25 protein-coding genes and 1 tRNA gene are annotated in these 22098 nt (G+C 70.5%); 17 read left to right on the top strand and 9 right to left on the bottom strand.

All coding sequences use genetic code 11. The features are described 5' to 3' along the window. Window positions 1-460: 460 nt before the first annotated feature. The 6 genes from ACFQ6S_RS25830 to ACFQ6S_RS25805 all read left to right on the top strand — a co-directional run bounded on the left by ACFQ6S_RS25830 (window position 461) and on the right by ACFQ6S_RS25805 (window position 6784). Entirely contained in the window at window positions 461-943 is a 483-nt protein-coding gene (locus ACFQ6S_RS25830) for a CarD family transcriptional regulator (RefSeq protein ID WP_003953493.1), read from the top strand. 267 nt (window positions 944-1210) lie between these two features. Continuing rightward, the gene (gene ispD, locus ACFQ6S_RS25825) at window positions 1211-1987 is read left to right on the top strand and encodes a 2-C-methyl-D-erythritol 4-phosphate cytidylyltransferase (RefSeq protein ID WP_383414232.1); all 777 of its coding nucleotides are present in this window, start codon (window positions 1211-1213) and stop codon (window positions 1985-1987) included. Then, the gene (gene ispF / locus ACFQ6S_RS25820; protein WP_383414230.1) at window positions 1977-2474 is read left to right on the top strand and encodes a 2-C-methyl-D-erythritol 2,4-cyclodiphosphate synthase; all 498 of its coding nucleotides are present in this window, start codon (window positions 1977-1979) and stop codon (window positions 2472-2474) included. Before ispD ends, ispF begins: the two co-directional genes overlap by 11 nt. A 109-nt stretch (window positions 2475-2583) precedes the next feature. Beyond that, complete coding sequence (cysS, locus tag ACFQ6S_RS25815) at window positions 2584-3981, top strand: cysteine--tRNA ligase (protein WP_383414228.1); 1398 nt, start codon at window positions 2584-2586, stop codon at window positions 3979-3981. Window positions 3982-4079: 98 nt separating this feature from the next. After that, a complete protein-coding gene (gene rlmB / locus ACFQ6S_RS25810) occupies window positions 4080-5021 on the top strand; it encodes a 23S rRNA (guanosine(2251)-2'-O)-methyltransferase RlmB (protein WP_383414225.1) in 942 nt (313 codons plus the stop codon). A gap of 134 nt (window positions 5022-5155) precedes the next feature. Beyond that, window positions 5156-6784: a DoxX family membrane protein gene (locus tag ACFQ6S_RS25805; protein ID WP_383414546.1), complete on the top strand. Its 1629-nt coding sequence runs from the start codon at window positions 5156-5158 to the stop codon at window positions 6782-6784. Between the two features lie 170 nt (window positions 6785-6954). On the opposite strand, the gene ACFQ6S_RS25800 is transcribed toward ACFQ6S_RS25805, so the two are convergent. From ACFQ6S_RS25800 to ACFQ6S_RS25790, 3 genes are all read right to left on the bottom strand, one after another. Then, a complete protein-coding gene (locus tag ACFQ6S_RS25800; protein ID WP_383414222.1) occupies window positions 6955-7686 on the bottom strand; it encodes an NDP-sugar synthase in 732 nt (243 codons plus the stop codon). Between the two features lie 71 nt (window positions 7687-7757). Further along, the gene (locus tag ACFQ6S_RS25795) at window positions 7758-8216 is read right to left on the bottom strand and encodes a hypothetical protein (protein WP_383414219.1); all 459 of its coding nucleotides are present in this window, start codon (window positions 8214-8216) and stop codon (window positions 7758-7760) included. A gap of 228 nt (window positions 8217-8444) precedes the next feature. Next, complete coding sequence (locus tag ACFQ6S_RS25790) at window positions 8445-9533, bottom strand: ABC transporter ATP-binding protein (RefSeq protein WP_383414216.1); 1089 nt, start codon at window positions 9531-9533, stop codon at window positions 8445-8447. Between the two features lie 215 nt (window positions 9534-9748). On the opposite strand from ACFQ6S_RS25790, the gene ACFQ6S_RS25785 reads away from it, so the two are divergent. From ACFQ6S_RS25785 to ACFQ6S_RS25765, 5 genes are all read left to right on the top strand, one after another. Next, window positions 9749-9823, top strand: a tRNA-Thr gene (locus tag ACFQ6S_RS25785). Between the two features lie 190 nt (window positions 9824-10013). Beyond that, a complete protein-coding gene (locus ACFQ6S_RS25780; protein WP_383414214.1) occupies window positions 10014-10250 on the top strand; it encodes a hypothetical protein in 237 nt (78 codons plus the stop codon). A 281-nt stretch (window positions 10251-10531) separates the two neighbouring features. Beyond that, complete coding sequence (locus tag ACFQ6S_RS25775; protein ID WP_383414211.1) at window positions 10532-10921, top strand: hypothetical protein; 390 nt, start codon at window positions 10532-10534, stop codon at window positions 10919-10921. 296 nt (window positions 10922-11217) lie between these two features. Then, window positions 11218-11529, top strand: a complete 312-nt coding sequence (locus tag ACFQ6S_RS25770) for a hypothetical protein (protein ID WP_383414208.1) — start codon at window positions 11218-11220, stop codon at window positions 11527-11529. Window positions 11530-11765: 236 nt separating this feature from the next. After that, window positions 11766-12113, top strand: coding sequence for a hypothetical protein (locus tag ACFQ6S_RS25765; RefSeq protein WP_383414205.1), 348 nt, complete (start codon window positions 11766-11768; stop codon window positions 12111-12113). Window positions 12114-12251: 138 nt separating this feature from the next. Here the strand turns inward: ACFQ6S_RS25765 and ACFQ6S_RS25760 are convergent, their stop codons facing one another. From ACFQ6S_RS25760 to ACFQ6S_RS25750, 3 genes are all read right to left on the bottom strand, one after another. Further along, a complete protein-coding gene (locus ACFQ6S_RS25760) occupies window positions 12252-12542 on the bottom strand; it encodes a hypothetical protein (RefSeq protein ID WP_383414202.1) in 291 nt (96 codons plus the stop codon). A 256-nt stretch (window positions 12543-12798) separates the two neighbouring features. Continuing rightward, complete coding sequence (locus ACFQ6S_RS25755; protein WP_383414199.1) at window positions 12799-13095, bottom strand: hypothetical protein; 297 nt, start codon at window positions 13093-13095, stop codon at window positions 12799-12801. A gap of 221 nt (window positions 13096-13316) precedes the next feature. Continuing rightward, window positions 13317-13802 (bottom strand): hypothetical protein, encoded by a 486-nt coding sequence (locus tag ACFQ6S_RS25750; protein WP_383414197.1) that lies wholly within the window; start codon window positions 13800-13802, stop codon window positions 13317-13319. Window positions 13803-14213: 411 nt separating this feature from the next. On the opposite strand from ACFQ6S_RS25750, the gene ACFQ6S_RS25745 reads away from it, so the two are divergent. The 6 genes from ACFQ6S_RS25745 to ACFQ6S_RS25720 all read left to right on the top strand — a co-directional run bounded on the left by ACFQ6S_RS25745 (window position 14214) and on the right by ACFQ6S_RS25720 (window position 19497). Continuing rightward, window positions 14214-14957 (top strand): hypothetical protein, encoded by a 744-nt coding sequence (locus ACFQ6S_RS25745; protein ID WP_383414194.1) that lies wholly within the window; start codon window positions 14214-14216, stop codon window positions 14955-14957. Window positions 14958-15031: 74 nt separating this feature from the next. Continuing rightward, window positions 15032-15313 (top strand): hypothetical protein, encoded by a 282-nt coding sequence (locus tag ACFQ6S_RS25740; protein WP_383414192.1) that lies wholly within the window; start codon window positions 15032-15034, stop codon window positions 15311-15313. A 79-nt stretch (window positions 15314-15392) separates the two neighbouring features. Continuing rightward, on the top strand, window positions 15393-16640 hold the full coding sequence (locus tag ACFQ6S_RS25735) for a wax ester/triacylglycerol synthase domain-containing protein (RefSeq protein WP_383414190.1): 1248 nt from the start codon (window positions 15393-15395) through the stop codon (window positions 16638-16640). 26 nt (window positions 16641-16666) lie between these two features. Further along, entirely contained in the window at window positions 16667-16957 is a 291-nt protein-coding gene (locus tag ACFQ6S_RS25730; RefSeq protein WP_383414187.1) for a phosphopantetheine-binding protein, read from the top strand. Further along, complete coding sequence (locus ACFQ6S_RS25725) at window positions 16954-18162, top strand: beta-ketoacyl-[acyl-carrier-protein] synthase family protein (RefSeq protein WP_383414185.1); 1209 nt, start codon at window positions 16954-16956, stop codon at window positions 18160-18162. The genes ACFQ6S_RS25730 and ACFQ6S_RS25725 overlap by 4 nt, the downstream gene beginning before the upstream one ends. Window positions 18163-18210: 48 nt before the next feature. Next, window positions 18211-19497, top strand: coding sequence for a wax ester/triacylglycerol synthase domain-containing protein (locus ACFQ6S_RS25720; RefSeq protein WP_383414182.1), 1287 nt, complete (start codon window positions 18211-18213; stop codon window positions 19495-19497). On the opposite strand, the gene ACFQ6S_RS25715 is transcribed toward ACFQ6S_RS25720, so the two are convergent. Genes ACFQ6S_RS25715 through ACFQ6S_RS25705 form a run of 3 tightly spaced genes read right to left on the bottom strand, consistent with a single transcriptional unit; the run spans window position 19494 to window position 22070 of the window. Beyond that, window positions 19494-20633, bottom strand: coding sequence for a DUF4037 domain-containing protein (locus tag ACFQ6S_RS25715; RefSeq protein WP_383414179.1), 1140 nt, complete (start codon window positions 20631-20633; stop codon window positions 19494-19496). The two genes, ACFQ6S_RS25720 and ACFQ6S_RS25715, sit on opposite strands and share 4 nt — an antisense overlap. Window positions 20634-20678: 45 nt before the next feature. Then, window positions 20679-21173: a GNAT family N-acetyltransferase gene (locus tag ACFQ6S_RS25710; protein WP_383414176.1), complete on the bottom strand. Its 495-nt coding sequence runs from the start codon at window positions 21171-21173 to the stop codon at window positions 20679-20681. A gap of 9 nt (window positions 21174-21182) precedes the next feature. Then, window positions 21183-22070, bottom strand: a complete 888-nt coding sequence (locus tag ACFQ6S_RS25705) for an aminoglycoside phosphotransferase family protein (protein ID WP_383414173.1) — start codon at window positions 22068-22070, stop codon at window positions 21183-21185. Between the last annotated feature and the right edge of the window lie 28 nt (window positions 22071-22098).

Here is a 22098-nt window from a genome sequence, read left to right as displayed (position 1 = left end):
GTACTTCACCCACAAGTGACCCGGGAGTCACATTGCGGGCCCGCTCGTCCGTCATTCACATAAGCCCCTCGCAAGCACCCCCGCAAAATTTCCGTGAAGGAATGCACGGCCCTCCCGGAATTGATCAACGATCACACCGTCGACCTGGCCGTGATCAATTCCGAGAATCGTCCGGCACCCGACTCGGGACGCCGAACGGAGTAGCGGAAGTCGCACACATGGAACCAGACATTTGTGTACGTTCGACCACTCGGAGGCGCCGCCGGATGTGTGTAACGTACGCGTTTCACCTCGCCCGCAGAGCCGCTCCCACCTGCGAATACCTTCTTCCGGTCGGCCCGCGCAGCACGTTCCTGTTGGAGTTGTCAAGCCCCGAGATATGCCCTGACCTGCGAAAACGCCATTCAGAACCCGCCGTTTCCGTGTTACTCTGGATAGCCACGGAAGGGGTACCTGTCACATGACGTTCAAGGTTGGCGACACCGTGGTCTATCCCCATCACGGGGCCGCGCTGATCGAGGCCATCGAAACTCGCCAGATCAAAGGCGTGGACAAGACCTACTTGGTGCTGAAGGTCGCCCAGGGTGACCTGACGGTACGTGTGCCAGCGGACAATGCGGAGTTCGTCGGCGTGCGTGATGTGGTCGGTCAGGACGGGCTGGACCGGGTCTTCGAGGTGCTGCGCGCGCCGTACGCCGAGGAGCCCACGAACTGGTCGCGTCGTTACAAGGCAAATCTGGAGAAGCTCGCCTCCGGCGATGTCATCAAGGTCGCGGAAGTCGTGCGTGACCTGTGGCGTCGTGAGCGCGAGCGCGGACTCTCCGCCGGTGAGAAGCGCATGCTCGCCAAGGCCCGCCAGATCCTGGTGAGCGAACTCGCCCTCGCGGAAAACACCAACGAGGACAAGGCCGAGGCCCTGCTCGACGAGGTTCTCGCGTCCTGACGCGGTCCATCCGCCTCGGTTCAGCACAGTGCTGAGCTATTCAACAAAGTGCCGCGGTGCCCGATGACGTATTTGCTGTCGCCGGGCGCTGCGGCATGTTCGCTCACAGACGCCGTACGTCCCTGCCTCGGGTGCCCCCGATACTTGATGTGCCGGGCCCGGGCAGCATGCTCGACCGCTGTCACGGAAGGGTGCGGTCAAGGCTTCGCGCCCGGCACGCTGTGGCCATACCCAAGTAGGCCGAGCACACAAACCTGACAGGAACCGATGTCTGACGATTCGCGCCCTTCGCCCTCGGAAGTTCGCACCGGAATCTCCGCCGGGACCCGTACGGCCGTCGTGATTCCGGCCGCAGGACGGGGCGTGCGCCTCGGCCCGGGCGCCCCCAAAGCGCTTCGCGCGCTGAACGGCACGCCCATGCTCATCCACGCCGTCCGCGCGCTGGCCGCGTCCCGCGCGGTCTCCCTGGTGGTCGTGGTCGCTCCGCCCGACGGCACCGCCGAGGTCAAGTCGCTGCTCGACGCGCACGCGCTGCCCGATCGCACCGACTTTCTGGTGGTCCCCGGCGGCGAGAGTCGTCAGGAGTCCGTCAGGCTCGGTCTGGACGCGCTGCCGCCGGACTGCGAGATCGTCCTGGTGCACGACGCGGCGCGCCCGCTGGTGCCGGTGGACACGGTGGACGCCGTGATCGAGGCCGTACGGGACGGGGCGCCGGCCGTGGTGCCCGCGCTGCCGCTCGCCGACACGGTCAAGGAGGTCGAGCCCGCGCGGACCCCCGGGGACCCGGAGCCGGTGGTGGCCACCCCGGTGCGCGCCCGTCTCCGTGCCGTACAGACTCCGCAGGGCTTCGACCGCGCCACGCTGATCCGTGCGCACGAGACGGTGACGAACGACGTCACCGACGACGCCAGCATGGTCGAACAGCTCGGCCTGACGGTCGTGGTGGTTCCCGGCCACGAGGAGGCCTTCAAGGTCACGCGCCCGCTGGACCTGGTCCTGGCGGAGGCGGTCCTGGCCCGCCGGAGGCTGAACGATGGCTTCTGAGCAGGCGATGCCGCTGCCCCAGGTCGGCATCGGCACCGACATCCACGCCTTCGAGGAGGGCCGCGAGCTGTGGTGCGCGGGCCTGAAGTGGGAGGGCGAGGGCCCGGGACTGGCCGGCCACTCCGACGCGGACGTCGTCGCCCACGCCGCCTGCAACGCGCTCTTCTCGGCGGCCGGCCTGGGTGACCTCGGTCAGCACTTCGGTACGGGGCGCCCCGAGTGGTCGGGCGCTCCGGGCGTCGTACTCCTCGCCGAGGCGGCCCGGATCGTGCGCGAGGGGGGCTTCCGGATCGGCAACATCGCGGTCCAGGTCGTCGGCCCGCGCCCCAAGATCGGCAAGCGCCGGGACGAGGCCCAGAAGATCCTGTCGGAGGCGGCCGGCGCCCCGGTGTCGGTCTCGGGCGCGACCACGGACGGCCTCGGCTTCCCGGGCCGTGACGAGGGCCTGATGGCGGTGGCCACGGCGCTCGTCGTGCGCATCGGCTGAGGCGGCTGTGCCGGCCCAGGGGCGCACGCAACCCCCACCGGCCCGCGGTCGAAACGGTCAAACAGCCGGAAGGCACCAGGCACTGACGTCCGCCCACTACCCTGGTGTCGTGACGATTCGCCTGTACGACACCAGCGCCCGGCAGATCCGTGATTTCAGCCCGCTCCAGCCGGGCTGTGTCTCGATCTACCTCTGTGGCGCCACCGTGCAGGCCGCACCGCACATCGGCCACATCCGCTCCGGCCTCAACTTCGACATCATGCGCCGCTGGTTCACCTACCGCGGCTATGACGTGACGTTCATCAGGAACGTCACGGACATCGACGACAAGATCATCACCAAGTCCGCCGACCAGAACCGCCCTTGGTGGTCCATCGGCTACGAGAACGAGCGCGCCTTCACCGACGGCTACACCGCCCTGGGCTGCCTCCCGCCGACGTACGAGCCCCGCGCCACCGGCCATGTCACCGAGATGGTCGAGATGATGCGCGGCCTCATCGAGCGCGGACATGCCTACGAGGCGGACGGCAGCGTCTACTTCGACGTCCGTTCCTGGCCCTCCTACCTGGAGCTGTCCCGGCAGGACCTCGACGAGATGCGGCAGCCCGCCGAGGAGGGCATCACCGGCAAGCGCGACCCGCGCGACTTCGCGATGTGGAAGGCCGCCAAGCCCGGCGAGCCCGACTGGGAGACGCCGTGGGGCCGGGGCCGTCCGGGCTGGCACCTGGAGTGCTCGGCGATGGCGCACCGGTATCTCGGCTCCGCGTTCGACATCCACGGCGGCGGCCTCGACCTGATCTTCCCGCACCACGAGAACGAGATCGCCCAGGCCAAGGCCTACGGCGACGAGTTCGCCCAGTACTGGGTGCACAACGCCTGGGTCACCATGAGCGGCGAGAAGATGTCGAAGTCGCTCGGCAACAGCGTGCTCGTGTCCGAGATGGTCAAGCAGTGGCGCCCGATCGTGCTGCGCTACTACCTGGGCACCCCGCACTACCGCTCCACCATCGAGTACAGCGAGGAGGCCCTGCGCGAGGCCGAGTCGGCGTTCGCGCGCATCGAGGGCTTCGTACAGCGCGTGGTGGAGAAGGCGGGCGTCGTCGAGCCGGCCCCCGAGGTCCCGCTCGCCTTCGCCGAGGCGATGGACGACGACCTGGGCGTCCCGCAGGCGCTCGCCGTGGTGCACACCACCGTCCGGCAGGGCAACAGCGCCCTGGCCGCCGACGACAAGGAAGCCGCCGTGGCGCGCCTCGCCGAGGTCCGCGCCATGCTGGGCGTGCTCGGCCTGGACCCGCTCGACCCGCACTGGGCCGGCGAGACCGACCGCGGCGAGGATCTGCACGGCGTGGTCGACAGCCTCGTCCGCATGGTCCTCGACCAGCGCGAGGCGGCCCGCTCCCGCAAGGACTGGGCCACCGCGGACGCCATCCGCGACCAGCTCGGCCAGTCGGGCCTCGTGATCGAGGACAGTCCCCAGGGCCCGCGCTGGAGCCTGGGCCCACGCTGACGGGGTCGGCTTCCGGAAGATCGATTGTGCCGCCCGGCCCTCCGGGCGGCACACTGCATAGACGTACATACGAACGCTTTACGACAGACAGGTAGGTCATGGCCGCGAACAACCGCCGCATGTCCGGCAAGAAGGGCGCGCAGGTCGGCAGTGGCGGCCAGCGGCGCAAGGGCCTGGAAGGCAAGGGCCCGACCCCGCCCGCCGAGATGCGCAAGGGACACAAGAAGAACCGCGTCGCCAACGCGAAGGCGAAGCAGGTCGTACGCCGTCCCGCGCCGCGTGGCCGCGGCGGCAAGGGCACGTCCGAGATGGTCGTCGGCCGTAACCCGGTCGTCGAGGCGCTGCGCGAGGGCGTCCCGGCGTCGACCCTCTACGTCCAGCAGTTCATCGACAACGACGAGCGCGTCCGCGAGGCCCTCCAGCTCGCCGGCGAGCGCGGCGGCATCAACCTCATGGAGGCCCCGCGCCCCGAGCTGGACCGTATGACGAACGGCCTCAACCACCAGGGCCTGGTCCTGCAGGTCCCGCCCTACGAGTACGCCCACCCCGAGGACCTGCCCGGCGCCGCCGCGGACGAGGGCGAGGACCCGCTCATCGTCGCCCTCGACGGTGTGACGGACCCGCGCAACCTGGGCGCCGTCGTCCGCTCGGTCTCCGCGTTCGGCGGCCACGGAGTCGTCGTACCCGAGCGCCGCGCGGCGGGCATGACGGCCGGCGCCTGGAAGACGTCGGCGGGCACCGCGGCCCGCACCCCGGTCGCCCGCGCCACGAACCTCACCCGTGCCCTGGAGGCGTACAAGAAGGCGGGCCTCGTGGTCGTCGGCCTCGCCGCCGACGGTGAGGTCGAACTCGGCGACCTGGAGGCCCTGGAGGGCCCGGTGGTCATCGTGGTCGGCAGCGAGGGCAAGGGCCTGTCCCGCCTGGTCGGCGAGACGTGCGACTTCCGCGTACGGATCCCGATGCCGGGCGGCGCCGAGTCGCTCAACGCCGGTGTGGCGGCGGGCATCGTGCTGTACGAGGCGAACCGTCGACGCGTCTGAACAGGCATGCGTGGCGTCACCCGTGCGGGTTAATTCTGGTGTCAGTGGTGCGACCTGCGCATCCTTGACGGGGTCCGGACAGATCGGACCGGTCAAAGCAGTGTCCTAACCTCGCGTCACTCGGTTAGTTGAGTGTGGACACCAGAACACCCCGCACACCCACGGGGGACCGTTCGTCGGGATACGACGACGCTCCCGCGCTGAGCATGGTGAAGGTGCCGAGCGATCCGGCGCAGATCATCGTCAATCACGCGAGCTTCCGCGTGTTGCTGGGTGCGTCGACCGGGCGTACCAAATCCCCGCAGATCGCACGGCACTTGAGCGCCACCGAGGACACCACCCGCATCCCCGTCGTGGGCGCGGCCGGCAGAGCGGGCGCGGCCACCGGCCCCCGCCGCCGGGTCGCGGTCTGGAACGGCACGTCCGCGCCCGACGACACCGGCGCCCACCGCCTGCTCCAGGCCGTGCGGGACGGCAGTGTCCGCCACGGCGACGAACCGGCCCCGGCCGGAGGCGGCACCCAGGTCATCCCGCGCGTCGACGTCGGCGTCGGTTATGACGGCGCCTACGACGACGAGATGGCGCGGACGGTCGAGACGCCGATCGTGGGACCGCAGCGCACCCACGAATCCCTCGAGACCAGACTGCTGCCGAACATGCGCACGGTCGAGAGCGCGTACGACGAGGAATTCGCGTACGCCGCCGAGGAGTTCGAGCAGGCGGAAGGCGAGGACGAATCCGGCGCCCCGCCCAAGCGCCCCGGCGACGACCCGGCGCGGCACGCGTACTACCCGGGCCGCCGGATGAACCTCGGCGTGGTCCTGCTCCCGCTCCGGGTCTTCCTCGGCTTCATCTCGATCTACGCCGGCATGGGCAAGCTGTGCGACCCCGTCTACTTCGACGGCGGCAAGCGCGGCTCCATGGTCAAGTGGCTGAACACGCTGCACCCCTGGGAAGTGGCGGAGCCACTGCGCCAGTTCGCGCTGGAGCACCCCGTGGGCTCCGGCCTGGTCATCGCCTTCTTCCAGGTGATCGTGGGCGTCCTCACGGTCCTGGGGTGCTGGCAGCGGGTCGCAGCGGTCGTCGGCGCCCTGCTGTCCGCGGCGCTCCTGGTCACCGTCAGCTGGAAGAGCGTCCCCGCCTACGACGCCCCGGACATCATCTATCTCGCCGCCTGGTCCCCGCTGATCATCGCCGGTGCCCCCGTCTACTCCATCGACGGCCGCCTCGCGGGCATGGCCTGGCGACGTCTGGGCCCCCGCTCCGACATCTGGGAGCTGCGCCACTACGTCCTGCGCCGTGGTGCCCTGATCACGGCGATCGTCACCGGCCTGACCCTTCTGGTCGGTTCCCTGCTGGGCGGCGCGGTCCGCGACGCCGACCGTGTGGTGGTCCCCGGGCCCGGCGAGGCCCCGCGCAACGAACTCCCGGGTTCCCCCTTGCCCGAGGAGTCGGAGAGGCTGCGCGACAAGACGCCGTCGGCGTCGAACTCGCCCACCCAGGGCGCGACCTCGGGCGCGGCCACCCCGTCCGGCGCCGCGACCACGCCGGGCGCCACCAGCGACACGGGCTCGACGGGCGCGGGCACGCCCAGCCAGACCCAGGGCACGGAGGGCCAGGCCCCACCGCAGCAGACCACCCCCGCCGACGAGGCCCCCAGCACCACCACCGGCCCGACCTCCGGGGGCCCCAGCTCCGGCGGCGGCTCCACGGGCGGCTCCGCGGACGACGAACCGGGACTGGTGGGCGGCCTGTTGGGGTAGGCGGGCCGGTGGACGGCCTGCTCGGCACCGACCCCACCGGCTGACCCCACACGAACGCCGAGCACGACGAGGGCCCCGGACGACATTCCGTCCGGGGCCCTCGTCATTGGCTTCGCGACGCCCTCAGTACCCGCACAGACCCCTGCACGGGCCCCCGCAGGCATCCGGAGTCAGCGCCCCAGTGCCGCCAGCTCCTTGGCCGCCTCCGTCAGATCCTTCGCCGTGTCGATGGCGCGCCAGTACGCGCCCTGCGGGATCGGGAAACCGGCCAGCCGCCGCTCGCGGGCCAGGTGGGGAAACGTCGTGCGTTCGTGGTCGCCGCGCTCGGGGAGCAGGTCGGCGAAGGCGGGGGAGAAGACGTACACACCCGCGTTGATCTCGAACGTCGAGGGCGGGGACTCGATGAAGTCCGTGATGTGCCCGAAGCCGTCCGTCTGTACCGCACCCCATGGGATGCGCGGCCGCGCGAGAGCGAGCGTCGCCATGGCGTCGCGCTCGGTGTGGAAGTCCGCCATGTCCCGCAGCGAGAACCGCGTCCAGATGTCACCGTTCGTGGCGTACCAGGGCTTCGCCGGGTTCGGCAGATGCGACGCCGCGTACTTCAGCCCGCCACCGCGCCCGAGCGGCTCCGTCTCGACGACGGTCGTGACCCGCACCGGAAGATCGGCCGACTTCAGCCAGTCCTGCAGCACCTCGGCGAGATGGCCGCAGCTGATCACCACATCCGTCACACCCTCCTCGGCCAGCCAGGAAAGCTGATGGCCGATGATCGGCGTCCCCGTACCGGGGATCTCGACCATCGGCTTGGGCCGGTCGTCGGTGTACGGGCGCAGCCGGGACCCCTGGCCCCCGGCCAGGATGACGGCTTGAACGGGGCGGGACGCGGCGTTCGGATCAGTCATGCCCGAACTGTACGCGGCGCCCCGCTCACGGCATTCGCCGGCAACCGTTCCTTGAAAGCAGCCCCCCGGGGCTATCCGTGCGCCGTGGCGACACCCGAGGCGAAGGCCGTGTCGCACACGGGCCGCGAGTACGACTGCGCCTGCGTCGGACCGTACATGCGCACCGCCGCCCGTCCGAGGGCACGGGCGATCGACGCGCAGTGCCGGGCGAGGGACGGCCGCTCGTCGACGGCCTGCTGGAGGTGGGTGAGGGCGACGCCCGGGTCCTTCTCCTGCAGCTCGGTCAGCAGCTGGTCGCGCAGCACGTCCTGCGGGGCGCGCGGGGCGGCGCGCTTGGCGTCGCCCGCGCTCGATACGTCGGTCGCGGTGAGCACCGAGTCCGAGGGGTTCCCCGACCAGTTGACCCGGGTGACCGCGAGGGTCCCGGAGAGCACCAGGACGACGGGCAGGACGAAGGCGATGGTGCGGCCGAGCTGGCGGGCGGGGCCCCGGTGGCCGCGTCGTGTCTGTTGGATGGTGGAGTGCTTCACGCGAGTGAGGGTAGCGTTCGGTGCTGATATGGCGACATTTAGTCACCGGTTCGGGGGACGAGGAACCCTTGAAACCCGGGTGACATGTTGACGCACAGCGCTCGAAATGACCGGTATGCCGGGGTATTTGTCGACAACGAGAAGGGCCCCGCAGCGCTCTGCGGGGCCCTCTTCGTCAACCTGGGTGAATTACCCGGGGTTGTACTGCCGGTTTGTCCTCGGCCTGGCTCAGTCGGAGAGCCGCTCACCCGTGGAGGTGGAGAACACGTGGGTCTCGCCCGAACGCGGGACGATGTGCAGCGTGCTGCCCTTCTCCGGCACGTCACGGCCGCTCACGCGGACGACGAGGTCCTTGGAGTCCTCGCCGACCTTGGCGGTGCCGTAGACGTACGCGTCGGCGCCGAGCTCCTCGACCACGTTGACGGTGACCGCGAGGCCCTGAGCCGAGTCGGAGCCGGCCACGTCGAAGTGCTCGGGGCGGACACCCACGGTGACGGTCTTGTCGGTGGCGGCGGAGAGCGCCTCACGGTCCACCGGCACGACCGAGTTGCCGAACTTCACACCGCCGTCGGTGATCGGGACCTCGACCAGGTTCATGGCCGGGGAGCCGATGAAGCCGGCGACGAAGAGGTTGGCCGGGCGGTCGTACATGTTGCGCGGGGTGTCGACCTGCTGGAGCAGACCGTCCTTGAGGACTGCCACCCGGTCGCCCATCGTCATGGCCTCGACCTGGTCGTGGGTGACGTAGACGGTGGTGATGCCGAGACGGCGCTGCAGCGACGCGATCTGCGTACGGGTGGAGACGCGGAGCTTGGCGTCCAGGTTGGACAGCGGCTCGTCCATGAGGAAGACCTGGGGCTCACGCACGATGGCGCGGCCCATGGCGACACGCTGGCGCTGACCACCGGACAGGGCCTTCGGCTTGCGGTCCAGGTAGTCGGAGAGGTCGAGGATCTTCGCGGCCTCTTCGACCTTCTTGCGGATCTCCGCCTTGTTGACGCCGGCGATCTTGAGCGCGAAGCCCATGTTGTCGGCGACCGACATGTGCGGGTACAGCGCGTAGTTCTGGAACACCATGGCGATGTCCCGGTCCTTCGGCGGCAGGTGCGTGACGTCGCGGTCACCGATACGGATGGCGCCGGCGTTGACGTCCTCGAGCCCCGCGAGCATCCGGAGCGAGGTGGACTTGCCGCAGCCGGACGGACCGACGAGGACGAGGAACTCGCCGTCCCCGACCTCGATCTCCAGACCGTCGACGGCGGGCTTCTCGGTGCCCGGGTAGATCCGGGTCGCCTTGTCGAACGAAACAGTGGCCATGGTGAAGGGCCCCCTTCTACCGGCAGGAACGTGCCGGACGATCCGTTGTAGGAAGGTGGTTGGTTTAGTCCACATGAGCGGACTGGATCTGGACGGTACCTGGCGTTCGCCTGGTCTGTCAGTACCTGGGGGCATGTGAACTTCGCGGAAATTTTCGACAGGGCCCTCTCGGAACCTGGGTACACTGCACGGGCGCGTGCGGGACGCGCGTGCAGGCCTCCTTAGCTCAGTTGGTCCAGAGCGGCTGTCTTGTAAACAGCAGGTCGTCGGTTCGAATCCGACAGGGGGCTCTCGCTCACGGCGGGGCGGTTGTCGAATGACACCGCCCCGCACGTCTTTTCCCATTCCTATTCGAGGCTCCATGTCCCCATTGGGACACGGGACATGCACCGGCATGGAATAGGATCGCTACTGCTAGTGTTCGTTCAGTCACAGTGGGCAATCAGCCTCAATGTACATGTAATGAAATCCGAGGGTTCCATGCGCAAGCTTCACCAGGTCATGATCGCCGCAGCGGCTGCCGGCGGTCTGTCCGCCATCGGTGCCGGCACCAGCGTCGCCCACGACGTCACGCCGTCCGTGTCGGACCTTTACCGCCCGTACCAGGAGTGCAGCCCCCAGACGGTGGCCGCGACCGACGTCCCGGTCGCCGTGCTCGGTCTCTCCGAGACCTTCGACACCACTTGTGGTCAGTTCAACAACGCCTTCACCGGCTGACGTCGGCGACGTAGTCGTGCGCGACGCCTCTCGCGGGCCCCTTCGGGGTCGTTCCCGAAGGGGCCCGTTCCTGTGCGGTTGCCCGGAGCGCGCCGGCGCTCCTGCGGCCCGTACACGTTCGCGGCGGCCCTGAACTGCGGTGCGGCGATGAGCGGTTGGTCCCTCGTGGATCGGCCGCCTTCGGGTCGGTCCTTGTCGGTCTTTGTAGGTCCTTGTCTGTCTTTTGTCAGTCAGTCCTTCACTTCGCAAGCGAACAACCCCCCACAAAGGAGACGCAACACATGTTCACCGGGAAGAAGTTCATGGCTGTCGCGGGGCTTCTCGGCGGCCTCGCCGTGACCTGTTTCGGCGCCACCCAGGCCCACGCCGCGGGCCCGGGCGCCTGCACCCTCGACCCCCAGGGCAACATCATCTGCACCCAGCAGATCACCGGCCAGACGCCCGAGGGTGACGGCTTCATCCTGCGCCGGACGGTGAACTGCCAGCCGACGCAGCCCTTGACCTTGCCCACCCCCGGCCTGCTGTCCGGCGGACAGACCCGGATCGGCCCCCACATCACCTGCGCCGAGAACGCCCAGCCCTCGGCGGAGGCGCCCATCACCCCCGCTGCCAACAACAGTGATGACAAGGCCGATGCCGCCAGTCCGTTGATCGCCCGCCTGTTGGGCTGAGGGACTTCGCACGGCGGATGGCCGGACCCGGGTTACCGGGTCCGGCCATCCGCCGTTTTCGTGCCGCCACAACGGAGTTGTCGGCAAATGGGTGACCGGCCCGCGCCGCCCGTGACTCGACCACGGGCAAGGGTCGTTTCCCATTCAGGGAAATCGGTGTGCGCACCGGTGTCTTTGGCATGGGCCGACACGACACAGAGAAGGGGCAAAGGTCCCAAATTGCTACGGTTCGCTTGTATATGCTCACATTAAGTAGTCAAGCCAGGGCTTCGTGCCCGGGAAGAAAGGGTCTAACTATGCGCAGGTTTCAGCGCGTTGCAGTCGTAGCCGCCGCGGTCGCCGGACTGTCCGCCTTCGGTATCGGTGCCGGCAGCGCCTTCGCCCACGAGGAGGACGGCGGCGACCAGGTCGTCACCGCGGTGGCCACCTCGACCGCCAACGCCGTGGCCACGTGGGGTGTCCCGTCCGACAAGGCCGCCGCTGCGCCCGTCGCCGCTCCCGAGGCTGCGCCCGTCGCCGCTCCGGAGGCCGCCCCCGTCGCCGCGCCGGAGGCCGCTCCCAAGGCCGCCGCGCCGGAGTACGGCTACGGCGAGTACGCCGCCAAGTAAGAAGACGCCGAATGTCGGTGCGCGAATCTCAGGGCACTGGCGCATCGACACCCCTCGGAACACCGTATGCATGGCGCACGATCTGAACGTCCCAGCTCCTGGATCAGGTCGGGCTGTTCGACGGTGTGCTGGACAACACCCTTAGCAAACGCAGCCCGGACGCGCGGCAGACCCATCAGGGAGCGCGGCCGGGCTGCGGCATTTCGCCCTTCTCCAAGGCAAAAGGAACGCAGCACATGATCGGTCGACAGAAGATCGCAACCGTCTCGGGGCTCCTCGGAGCTCTCGCCGTGATCTACAGCGGCGCGGCGCCGGCGTACGCAGATGACCCCAAGGGCCACTGCACGATCACCGCCCAGGGGGACATCGTCTGCATCAAGAAGAGCGAGGTCGTCCACAAGGACAAGCGCAACGGGTATGTCGTCCAGCAGAAGCAGGACTGCTCCACGGTCGAGCGGCCGCGGTTCGCCGGATCCGACGAGCGCCTGGTGGGGGGCGGGTCCGTGTCTAGCGGGCCGGTGGTGGAGTGCAACAACAGGGCTGAGCTGCCCAAGGGCGTGAAGCTCCCCAAATTCGATTTCTGAGGTATCCACGGCGAATGCCGGATCGGGAGTGATCCCGGTCCGGCATTTTTTGATGTGAAGGGGCGGTCGGTGGCCTGCCGACAAAAAGACCGGTGCCCCGGCCTGAGGCCGGGGCACCGGGTGGGGATCTGGCCTACGTCACTTGCCGAAGGCGCTGTTGTCGCAGCCCATGCTCGAGCCCAGCGAGGTCTCCTGCGCGCCCGGGCTGCCCTCGCCGTTCAGGAGGTTGCCGCCCAGGCCGTTGGCGATGCCGACCTGGCCGAGGATGTCGACGTTGGCGTCGTGCGACTTGCAGCTGCTGCTCTGGAGGACGCTGATGTCGCTGCCCTTCTTGCCGAAGTCGCCGTCGGCGTGAGCGGCGCCGGCGCCAAGGAGTCCGACGCTCCCGAGGGCGGCGACCAGGACGGCGGCCTTGCGGAGCTTGTGCATGTTCTTCTCCGGTGGAGTGAAGTGGGTCGATCCGTCGCAGATCGACTTCGTACAATTACGGAGGCTAATAGGAAGTATTCCGACGCAATCGGCGGCACGCCCGAATTCAGAAAAGTCTCACCATCTTGGCCGATGGCCGTGAATTGCCGCGCTAGTCATATAAATCCACTGCAAAAAGGAGTCCCGGTACCGGGCTCGCGGCTCGGTACCGGGACTTTGCTTTTCCGCTTCGGTCGCCCGTGCGACCGTCAGTGCCTCAGAAGGCGCTGTTGTTGCAGCCCATGCTCGAGCCCAGGTGCGTGTCCTGCTTGCCGGGGTGGCCCTCACCGTTGAGCGCGCTGCCCAGCAGGCCGTTGAGGACGCCGACCTGGCCCAGGACGTCGACGTTCAGGTCGTGCGACTTGCAGTTGGAGCTCTGCAGCACGCTGAACTTGTCGCCGCCGCCCTTGCCGCCCTTGCCGCCGTGGCCGTCGGCGGTGGCGGTGCCGGCGCCCAGCAGTCCGACGGTGGCGATGGCGGCGACCAGGACGGCGGCCTTGCGAAGCTTGTGCATTTCATCTCCGGTGGAGTGAGGTGGGTGCGATCTGTGGGAGATCGACTTCGTACAGTTACCGGAGATTAATAGGAAGTATCGGGACATGTAGGTGCGACGCGCCGAGGTTTGTGATCTCGCGCGGGAAGCACCCGGAAGTCGCATCGCGGCGCCCGGGGCCCGTTGTCGCCCGCTGTCGAAGTCGCAGGTCACAGCCTCTTGTTGAGGGCCGCGACGTCGGCTCAGCGCGTGTAGCGGGCGTGCGCGAGGGAGTTCGCCTGGCTGTTGGCCTGGTCGCAGTCGACGCCCTCGGTCTCGGCCGCGCCGAGCACTGCGACCGGGACGGCCGCGTTGAGCAGGGACTGCGGGCTGCACTCCTGGTACGGGCGGAACAGGTTGGCCTGCTCGATCGGCCCGGACGGCGCAACGGACGGCTGCTGATTGACCTGCGGGCTGATCTTCGGGCTCAGTTGGGGGTTGACCTGCGGGCTGACGTCGGCGCCCTCCTGGCGCGGCGCCGCCTGCCGCTGTGCGTGGGGCGAGTTGGAGGATTGCGCGCTGGCCTGCGAGCGGGTCCATGACGTGGCCTGGAGGTCCTGCTGCCCCACAGGTGGCGGAACGGTGCCGTTGTACGCGAGGGGGGCGTCGGCGACGCTGGGGCCGACACCGACGGCCGACAGGCCACTGGCTGCTGCTACGACGAGCGCGACCTTGTGAAGCTTGCGCATGGAACTCGGCCCTTCATTGACCTGTGCATGGAACGTATGGAAATGCGGCTGCGATGGACCATCGCTCTCTCCTGGTGCGGAACGAGGCAACCGCTATTTCGGTCACGTGAGCCGGGATGTGGTCACCCAATTGCCAGACGGGTGTGTAAATCCGATGGATGGCAATGGAGTGACGGAATTACGGATCCCGTGACTCGGCCGGGGAAATGTCGTTGCCAGTCGAGAGAGGGCAGCGACAGGAATTCAGAGAGAGGCAACGGGATCCGCTGCCTGCTCCGGCGTGAAGTCCACATGACAGCTCAGGCATTACCCCTGTAAGGGCGCAGTACGAATATCAGACTGAGCACACGCAAGACTGCACTGAAATACATACGGATTTCCCTGTACAGGTAATGAAGGGCCGAGGGTTCCATGCGCAAGCTTCACAAGGCCGCGCTCGTCGTCGCAGCGGCCGGCGGTCTGACCGCCATCGGCGCCGGCGTCAGCGAGGCGGCCGAATATCCCGTCGGGTACGCAGGTGCCGCTCCGGCTCCCGCTCCCGAGTACCCGGCACCTCAGTACGCTCCCGCTCCCCAGTACGCCCCGGCGCCGCAGTACGCTCCGGCCCCTCAGTACGCGCCGGCACCGCAGTACGCCCCCGCACCGCAGTACGCCCCGGCGCCCGCTCCCCAGTACGCGCCGCCGCAGCACAGCGCCCCGCATGCGATGGCGTCGACGCGTTCGACCAGTGCCGCGCAGGTCAGCCGTCCGCACTACCAGCCGCAGCCGGCGCCGCAGTACATGGCTCCGCAGCCCGCGCCGCGCGAGCAGACCGGTTACGCCACCGCATCGGCCTCGTCGGGCGGCTTCGCGGAGGCCTCCGGGGCGCCGCGTTCCGCCCCGCAGGCGGCCCCGCAGGTCGTGCCTCAGGTCACGCCGCAGACGGCCCCGCAGGTGATGCCGCAGGTCGCCCCGCAGGTCTCCGCGCCGCAGGTCTTCAACCCGGAGCCCGCCCCGCGGGTCGCGCCGCAGGTGAACCCGCAGGTGAACCCCGAGGTGAACCCGTTGATCAACCCGCTGGTCTCGCCGGCCAGTGCCCCGCAGGTGCCCGGGCTCGGCCTCGGACAGGTCGCGGCGCCTCCCGTGGGCCAGCTCGGTCTGCCCCGGCTCGGCTGACGGCCGGCCCGTAGGAGCCGACCGTTCGAACTTCCTTCACTGCACCCCCCATCTGCTCGACCAACGGAGAAGAAATGCGCAAGCTTCACAAGGCCGCCCTGGTGGGCGCCGTCCTCGGCAGTGTCGGCTCCCTCGGCGTGGGCACGGCCGCTGCCCACGGTGAGGCGCGGGCCCACGACGTCGACATCACGCAGGGCATCGAGTGCCGTTCGCACGACATGAACATCGACATCCTCGGCAACGTCGGTGCCCTCAACAGCGTGCTGGCCAACGCGCTCAACGGTGAGGGCTCGCCGGGCGCGCAGCCCAGCCACCTCGGCTCGGACATGGGCTGCAACAGCCAGGCGCTCAAGTAGGCGTCCGAAGCGTCCGGTTCAACGCCCGCTCCGTCACGGGGCGGGCGTTGATGCTGGCCCTGGAGATCCGGAGGGACCGGTGCGACTGTCCTGCGCCGACGAGATGCTGCTGCTGAACGGGTGCCCGGGAGTCATCGGCCTGGCGGCGGTCCTCTCCGGTGAGCGGCCCGAGGTGGACCGCGTGCGCGCGCGGGTCGTCGAGCGGTGGGCGGGCCTGGAGCGGATGAGCCAGGTGCTGCGCAGGCCGGGCGGGCGGCGCGGGGGTGCGCGGTGGGTCGTACCGGGGCCGTTCGATCCCGTTGCGCAGGTCGCCGTGGCGCGGAGCGGGCTGGACGAGCTGTGGGCGCGGAGCGTGGACCGGCCGCTCGCCGACGGGTTGCCGCCCTGGCGGCTGTTCCTGGTCCCGGACGCGGCGCACGGCGGTGATTTCGCCCTGGCGCTGGTGGCCCAGCACGCGCTGCTGGACGGGCGCTCGCTGGCGACGTTGATGCGCTCGCTGATGGACGATCCCGCGCGGGCCGGGGAGCCGGTCCGGCAGGTGCCGTTGCCGCGCAGCGGCCTGCGGGCGGCCGGCCGGGAGCTCAGGGCGATGACGGCGCCGGGGCAGGCCCTTCCGACGCGGGTGCCGGGGGAGACGTACGCCTCGGTCGCGGTGACCGAACTGGCCGCGCACACCGTGCGGTCCGCGCGCCGGCAGCCCGCCGACGGGCGCGGGGCGACGCTGAACGAGCTGTTGGTGGGCGCGGTGGCCGGGGCGCTGCGGGCCCGGTACGGCCCGGTGCGGGAGTGGCGGCAGCGGGAGGTGCCCGTGTACACGGCCGTACCGTGCGACCTGCGCGGGCGGGCGAATCCGGGCGAACTCGGCAACACCCTCACGGTCGTCCGGGCCCCGTTGCCCGTGGACGTGGACGACCCCCTGGCGCGGCTGCGGGCGTGCCAGGCCGCGCTGGCCGGTGTCCCCGAGCGGGCCGCCGTACACGCCACCGTGCTGTTCCCGGCGGCGGAAGCGGCCCGGCGTACGGGCCCCTGGGTGACCCGGCTGCTGACCGGTCGTGGCCGGCACTCCTGTTTCGCGGCGACCGCGACCACGGCCATGAAGTGGCCCGGCGGAGCGAGCACCTTTCAGGGCCGCCGGCTCGTGCGCACGGTCGGGCTGCCGCCCTTGCAGTACCCGGGCACGGTCAGCTTCGCCCTGGCACAGGCAGGGGACGCGTTCACGCTCACCGCGGTGGGCAACGCGGGCCCGGACGACGCGGGTCGGCTCGCCGACGCGGTCGTCACGGAGTTCGAGACATGGGCTCGGACGGCGACGCCGTCAGTGCTCTGACGGCACCAGGAGATGGAGGCAGTTGCATGGAAGCCGAACGCCGGGACACAGGGGACGTATGGGAAGCGCTGCGCCCGCTGTGCGCGCGGGTGATGTCGGTGCCGCAGGATGCGGTCGTGCCCGAGGCCCGGCTGGTCGCCGACCTGGGAGCCGACAGCCTGGACGTCACCGAACTGGAGGCGGCGTCCGAGGAGTTGTTCGGGGTGTCGCTGCGGGGTACGGACAAGAGCCGGGTGTCCACCGTGGGTGATGTCGCCGACCTCATCGTGCGGCTGCGCGCGGGCGCCCATGACGTCCACAGCCCCCTCGCCCGGTGACCGGCCGGCACGGGGTCGCCGTCACGGGCCTGGGCGTCCGCAGCGCGGCCGGGGCGACTCCTGAGGAGCTCTGGGAGAGCCTCCTGGACTGCCGTTCGGCGATCTCGCTGCACCCCTTCGACGACGAGGGCAGCGTCGTACACCCCGCGTCCGCGATGACCCGCTTCGACCCCGCCGGGTATCTGTCGCCCAAGGAGACGCGGCGGGCCGACCGGTCGGTGCAGCTGGCCGTGTGCGCGGCCGTGGACGCCGTGGCGGACGCCGGGGGACTGCATGTCGCTCCCGGGCGGCGGGCGGTGGTCACCGGTACCGGATACGGCGGCGTGATCAGCCAGGAGGACGGCATCGGGCATCCCGATGTGCTCTACGCGCCCCGGCTGATGCACAACGCGGGGGCGTACTGGATCAGCGCCCGGCTCGGGGTGACCGGGCCCAGTCTGACGATCTCCACCGCCTGCGCTTCCGGTACGCACGCGGTGGGCGAGGCGATGCAGATGATCCGGGCCGGCGGCGCGGACGTGGTGGTGGCGGGCGGGCACGACAGCCCCCTGACGCCCACGACCGCGCTGGCCTTCGGGCGGGCCGGGGCGATGGTCACCGAGTGCGAGGATCCGGCGTCCGCGTCACGGCCGTTCGACGTCCGTCGGCGTGGCTTCGTCCTCGCCGAGGGGGCGGCCTTCCTGGTGCTGGAGCGGCTGGACCTGGCCCGCGCACGCGGCGCCCGCATCCACGCCACGCTCACCGGGTACGGGCGCACCTCCGACGCCCACCACCTCACCGCACCGCATCCCGACGGGGCGGGCGCCCGGGCGTGCATGGAGCAGGCGCTCGCCGACGCCGGTACGTCGGCCGACGCCGTCACCCATGTCAACGCGCATGGCACCGGCACCGAGCTGAACGACGTCGCCGAGGCGCGGGCCATCAGCGCGCTGTTCGGCCCGCGCGCGGTGCCGGTGACCGCCCCCAAGGCGGTGACCGGGCACGGACTGGGGCTGGCGGGAGCGCTGGAGGCCGTGATCACGGTCATGTCGGTGCGGGAAGGGCTCGCGCCGCCGACCGCCCATCTCACGCGCCTGGACCCCCGCTGCGAACTGGACCTCGTCACCGGCGAGGCCCGCAAGATCCCGGATGGACCGGTGATCAGCAACAGCTTCGCCTTCGGCGGCCACAACGCCTGTGTCGTCTTCGACTCGCCCCACGGCTGACCGGCGAAGGCGGGGGCTTTGGGGCCTTGGAACGGGAGGCTGTGGAAGATGAGGCTGACGGCCATCGAGGAAGGGCATCTCCGCAACGGGCTGCCCGGGACGATCGGCATCGCCGCGGTGTTCCCCGGCGACGGAGGGCCTTTCGACCTGGCGCGGATGCGGTCCCGGGTCCTTGACCGATGGGGCGCGCTGGAGCGGATGAGCCTCGTGCCGGTGCCTCCCGTCGGGCCCTCCGCGCTGTCGGGCCACCGGTGGTCGGCCGACCGGCCTTTCGATCCCGGCGCGCACGTCGCCGCCACCGACCAGGATGTGACCTCGCTGCTGTCCGACGGTGTCTCGCACCCCCTGCCGCCGGAACGGCCCCCGTGGAAGCTGCTGGTGACACGGCCCACCGGCGCGGCGGGCGAACACGCCGTGGTGTTGCTCGCCCATCACGCGCTGCTGGACGGCCGGTCCCTGGAGACCCTCTTCCGGCTGCTGATGGACGACACCGCGCCGCCGCGGCCGTCCGCCCCGGCCGCGGCGGCGCTGCCCCGGCAGCGCGTCCCGCTCGCCACCGTGGGACGGGAGTTGCGACGCATCGGGGCCCTCGGCCGGCCCGTCCCCGTGGCGTCCGGTGGCGACGACGACGGCGAACCACGGCCCTCGGTGGCGGTGGTCGGGATCGACCCGCGGGTGATGCGAGCGGCCCGACGACAGCCGGCCGGCGGGCGCGGGGCCACCCTCAACGAGCTGCTCCTGAGCACATACGCGGGCGCCTTGCGCGCCTGCCACGGGCCGCTGCGTTCCTGGCCGAAGGGGCCGTCGTCCCCGATGTACGCCACCGTGCCGGTCGACCTGCGCAGCCGGCACGACGCCCAGCGACTCGGCAACGGCGTCACCGCGCTGCGCGTCGAGCTGCCCGTCGACCTCGACTCCGCGGTGGCCCGGCTGCGGGCCTGCCAGGACCAGGTCGCGGCGTTCGAGCACCGCTGCGACGCCCATCGCGCGATCCTTCCCGCACTCCAGGCCGCCGCGCGTACCGTGCCCTGGCTGGCCGGGGTGATGGCCAGGCGCCTGGCGCGCCCCGAACTGACGACGAGTCTGTGCACCGCCTTCAAGTGGCGCGACATTCCCAGTCACTTGTACGGCCGTCCCCTGTCGCGCGTCGTCCCCCTGCCGCAGCTCTCCCCGCCGGGCACGGCGAACCTCTGCCTCGTGCACACCGCCGACGCCTACACGCTCACCGTCGTCAGCCATCTGCGCGCCGGTGACGCCGGGCTGATCGGCGATGCCGTGGTCCGGGAGCTGGAGGCGGTGGCGGCGGCCGGGGCGCCTGCCGCGCGGGCCGTCTAGGGCGTTCGTGCGTCGTGGCTCAGGGCGCGGGCCAGTGCCGGGCGGGTCAGTGCGTCCGTGCTGTCGACGAACTGGTCCACTGCCCCGACCGGCGGCAGGTCCTTCAGGGCCGGGTCGTCGATGCGGGCGAGCAGGGCGGCGGTGAAACGGTCGGCGCGCAGTACCTGGAAGGGGCGGGAGTGGTACGGGCGCGTGGTGGGGGCGACGCGGTCGGTCAGGCGCAGGTCGTTGTGCTGGTGCGCGACGATCTCGTACGCGTGGGCGAGATGGCGCTCGCGGGCGTGCCAGTCCGGGGCGGTGATCGCGGCCGTCAGGACGGGCGACAGACGCGGGGCGGAGGCGGTGCGGGCGAAGGCGCTGCCGAGCCATTTGCCGTACGGCGGGTAGCGGCGGTCCATCAGGAGGCAGAGCCGCATCAGATCGCGGGCCAGACGGGCGGCGATGACGGCGGAGCCCAGCTCGTCGCCGACCTCGCCCGAGCGGCCGACGAAGGCCTCCTCCTGCGCGAGACGCTGCCACTGGCAGGCCAGGACGTACAGCCAGACGTCGTGGGGGTACCAGCGCAGCGCGCGGCGTAACGGGGTGAGGGTGTGCAGTCCGTCGTGGAAGACGGCGCCCGCGGTGACCTCGGCGAGCAGCTGGGTCGGGGTGGCCAGCCAGTCGGCCGGGGTGAGCCCGTGGGACGGGTCGAAGCCGAGGGTGTCGGTGAACCAGGCGGAGGTGCCGGTCACTTCGACGCGGTGGTGGACGGGGCCGTCGGTCGGGCGCATGACGCGGATGTCCCGGTCCCCCTCGTCCATGCGGGCGAAGTTCGTCGGGTGGCCCAGAAAGGTCTTCGGCAGGTGCTCGGCCAGGACGTGTCTGATGCGTGCCGCGTGCCGCGGTACGTCGTGGCGGTGCAGGAAGACCTGCAGGCGCGGGCCCCATTCATGGTCGGCGGAGCGCGGGGTGTCGTAGCCGAGGACCTCCGAGCCGCTGCCGACGCGGGCGGCGGAGTGGGGGACGCCGGGGGCGGCCTCCTCCAGCAGGGGGCGTACGGCGTCGGTGTAGAAGCGGCGGGAGAGTTCGAGGCCGGGGACGAACTCGGCCCCGGATGCGGGGGAGTTGGAGGGGCGACGCATATTCGTGGGGCTCATGCCAGGAAGCCGTGCCCATTCGATGGCGGGTCATGCGCGCAACGTTCACACCGCCGGGGGCCGGGAATCGGCGCCGAGCTTCGCCAGCGCCTCGTCCGTCAGGCGGTACACCGTCCACTCGTCCTGGGGGCGGGCGCCGAGGGACTCGTAGAAGGCGATGGACGGGGTGTTCCAGTTCAGTACGGACCACTCCAGGCGCTGGTAGCCGCGCTCCACGCAGAGCCGGGCCAGTTCGGCGAGCAGGGCCTTGCCGTGGCCGGCGCCCCGGGCGGTGGGGCGGACGTAGAGGTCCTCCAGGTAGATGCCGTGGACGCCGCGCCAGGTGGAGAAGTTGAGGAACCAGATGGCGCAGCCGACGGTCTCACCGGTCGTGTCCTCGGACGCGATGTGGGCGTAGGCGGCGGGGTGGTCGCCGAAGAGGGCCTCGTGGAGTTGTTCCGGCGTGAGCTTCGCCTCTTCCAGCGCTTTCTCGTACTCGGCGAGTTCGCGGATCAGGGCATGCAGGTCGGGGACGTCGGCGGGCGTGGCGCGTCGGATCATGGGGTGAGGCTAACCGGCCCGGTTCCTCAGACGTCTGCCGATTTCCAGGTGGGCGGCGAGTGGGGCCTCGCCCTCCTCCACCTGCCACAGCGAGTTCTGCAGCACCCGGCCCAGCGTCCAGGCGCGGGCCCGGTCCCGGTCGAGGCCGAGGACCCCGGTCATGGCGTCGAAGCGCCACTGCACCTCGTCCGCCTCGAAGCGGTTCCACAGGGCCGGGAACAGGTCGAACCCGGGGTCGCCCGCGAGCGGCTTGGGGTCGATGGCGAGCCAGGGCGCCCGGTCGGAGGCGAGGACGTTCTCGAAGTGCAGGTCCCAGTGCAGCAGCCGGTCACCGGGCTCGGCGACGACCTCGCGCACCGCCGCCGCGCAGTCCGCGAGGAGCCGGCGGGTGGCGGGGTCGGGGATCTCGTCCAGGGCCGCGGGCGTACGGTCCAGCATGGCCGCGGCGATGTCACCGAGCCGGCGCATGTCCGGTGGGGCCGGGGTCGCGGTGAGGCGGGCCAGCAGCCGGGCGACGACCAGCGTGGCCTCGCGGGAGTCCGGCAGGTCGTCCAGCGGCCGGTCGGAGTCGATCCGCTCAAGCAGCAGCGTGCCGGTCGCCTCGTCGGACTCCAGCAGCCGGACCGCGCCGTCGCCCCGCCACGCCCGCAGCGCGACCGGCTCGCCCACGGTCTCCTCGTCGACGTCCTGGAGCTTGAGGACGGCCGGTGTTCCGTCGGCGTCCAGCACGGGCAGGACCAGCGCGCAGCGGCCGTACATCGTCGGGCCGTCCGGCCGTAGCCGCCAGTGCTCGAGGAAGCGGGTGGCCCGTTCCGCGAGGGCGATGACGTAGGCGCGTCCGGCTTCTGGGTCGTATCGCACGTGCTGGGCGATGAGCTCGTCCGGAATGTCGATCACTTTGCGACCCTACTGGGGTGCCGGAATC

The organism is Streptomyces sp. NPDC056479 (assembly GCF_042795335.1).
GTDB lineage: Bacteria > Actinomycetota > Actinomycetes > Streptomycetales > Streptomycetaceae > Streptomyces.
This window is presented reverse-complemented; position numbering and strand designations above follow the sequence as displayed.

Excerpts from the sequence above, each read along its gene's own strand:
- ACFQ6S_RS25830 (WP_003953493.1), top strand. The coding sequence starts at position 461 with ATGACGTTCAAGGTTGGCGACACCGTGGTCTATCCCCATCACGGGGCC.
- ispD (WP_383414232.1), top strand. The coding sequence starts at position 1,211 with ATGTCTGACGATTCGCGCCCTTCGCCCTCGGAAGTTCGCACCGGAATC.
- ispF (WP_383414230.1), top strand. The coding sequence starts at position 1,977 with ATGGCTTCTGAGCAGGCGATGCCGCTGCCCCAGGTCGGCATCGGCACC.
- rlmB (WP_383414225.1), top strand. The coding sequence starts at position 4,080 with ATGGCCGCGAACAACCGCCGCATGTCCGGCAAGAAGGGCGCGCAGGTC.
- ACFQ6S_RS25800 (WP_383414222.1), bottom strand. The coding sequence starts at position 7,686 with ATGACTGATCCGAACGCCGCGTCCCGCCCCGTTCAAGCCGTCATCCTG.
- ACFQ6S_RS25790 (WP_383414216.1), bottom strand. The coding sequence starts at position 9,533 with ATGGCCACTGTTTCGTTCGACAAGGCGACCCGGATCTACCCGGGCACC.
- ACFQ6S_RS25780 (WP_383414214.1), top strand. The coding sequence starts at position 10,014 with ATGCGCAAGCTTCACCAGGTCATGATCGCCGCAGCGGCTGCCGGCGGT.
- ACFQ6S_RS25775 (WP_383414211.1), top strand. The coding sequence starts at position 10,532 with ATGTTCACCGGGAAGAAGTTCATGGCTGTCGCGGGGCTTCTCGGCGGC.
- ACFQ6S_RS25770 (WP_383414208.1), top strand. The coding sequence starts at position 11,218 with ATGCGCAGGTTTCAGCGCGTTGCAGTCGTAGCCGCCGCGGTCGCCGGA.
- ACFQ6S_RS25765 (WP_383414205.1), top strand. The coding sequence starts at position 11,766 with ATGATCGGTCGACAGAAGATCGCAACCGTCTCGGGGCTCCTCGGAGCT.
- ACFQ6S_RS25760 (WP_383414202.1), bottom strand. The coding sequence starts at position 12,542 with ATGCACAAGCTCCGCAAGGCCGCCGTCCTGGTCGCCGCCCTCGGGAGC.
- ACFQ6S_RS25755 (WP_383414199.1), bottom strand. The coding sequence starts at position 13,095 with ATGCACAAGCTTCGCAAGGCCGCCGTCCTGGTCGCCGCCATCGCCACC.
- ACFQ6S_RS25750 (WP_383414197.1), bottom strand. The coding sequence starts at position 13,802 with ATGCGCAAGCTTCACAAGGTCGCGCTCGTCGTAGCAGCAGCCAGTGGC.
- ACFQ6S_RS25745 (WP_383414194.1), top strand. The coding sequence starts at position 14,214 with ATGCGCAAGCTTCACAAGGCCGCGCTCGTCGTCGCAGCGGCCGGCGGT.
- ACFQ6S_RS25740 (WP_383414192.1), top strand. The coding sequence starts at position 15,032 with ATGCGCAAGCTTCACAAGGCCGCCCTGGTGGGCGCCGTCCTCGGCAGT.
- ACFQ6S_RS25730 (WP_383414187.1), top strand. The coding sequence starts at position 16,667 with ATGGAAGCCGAACGCCGGGACACAGGGGACGTATGGGAAGCGCTGCGC.
- ACFQ6S_RS25720 (WP_383414182.1), top strand. The coding sequence starts at position 18,211 with ATGAGGCTGACGGCCATCGAGGAAGGGCATCTCCGCAACGGGCTGCCC.
- ACFQ6S_RS25715 (WP_383414179.1), bottom strand. The coding sequence starts at position 20,633 with ATGAGCCCCACGAATATGCGTCGCCCCTCCAACTCCCCCGCATCCGGG.
- ACFQ6S_RS25710 (WP_383414176.1), bottom strand. The coding sequence starts at position 21,173 with ATGATCCGACGCGCCACGCCCGCCGACGTCCCCGACCTGCATGCCCTG.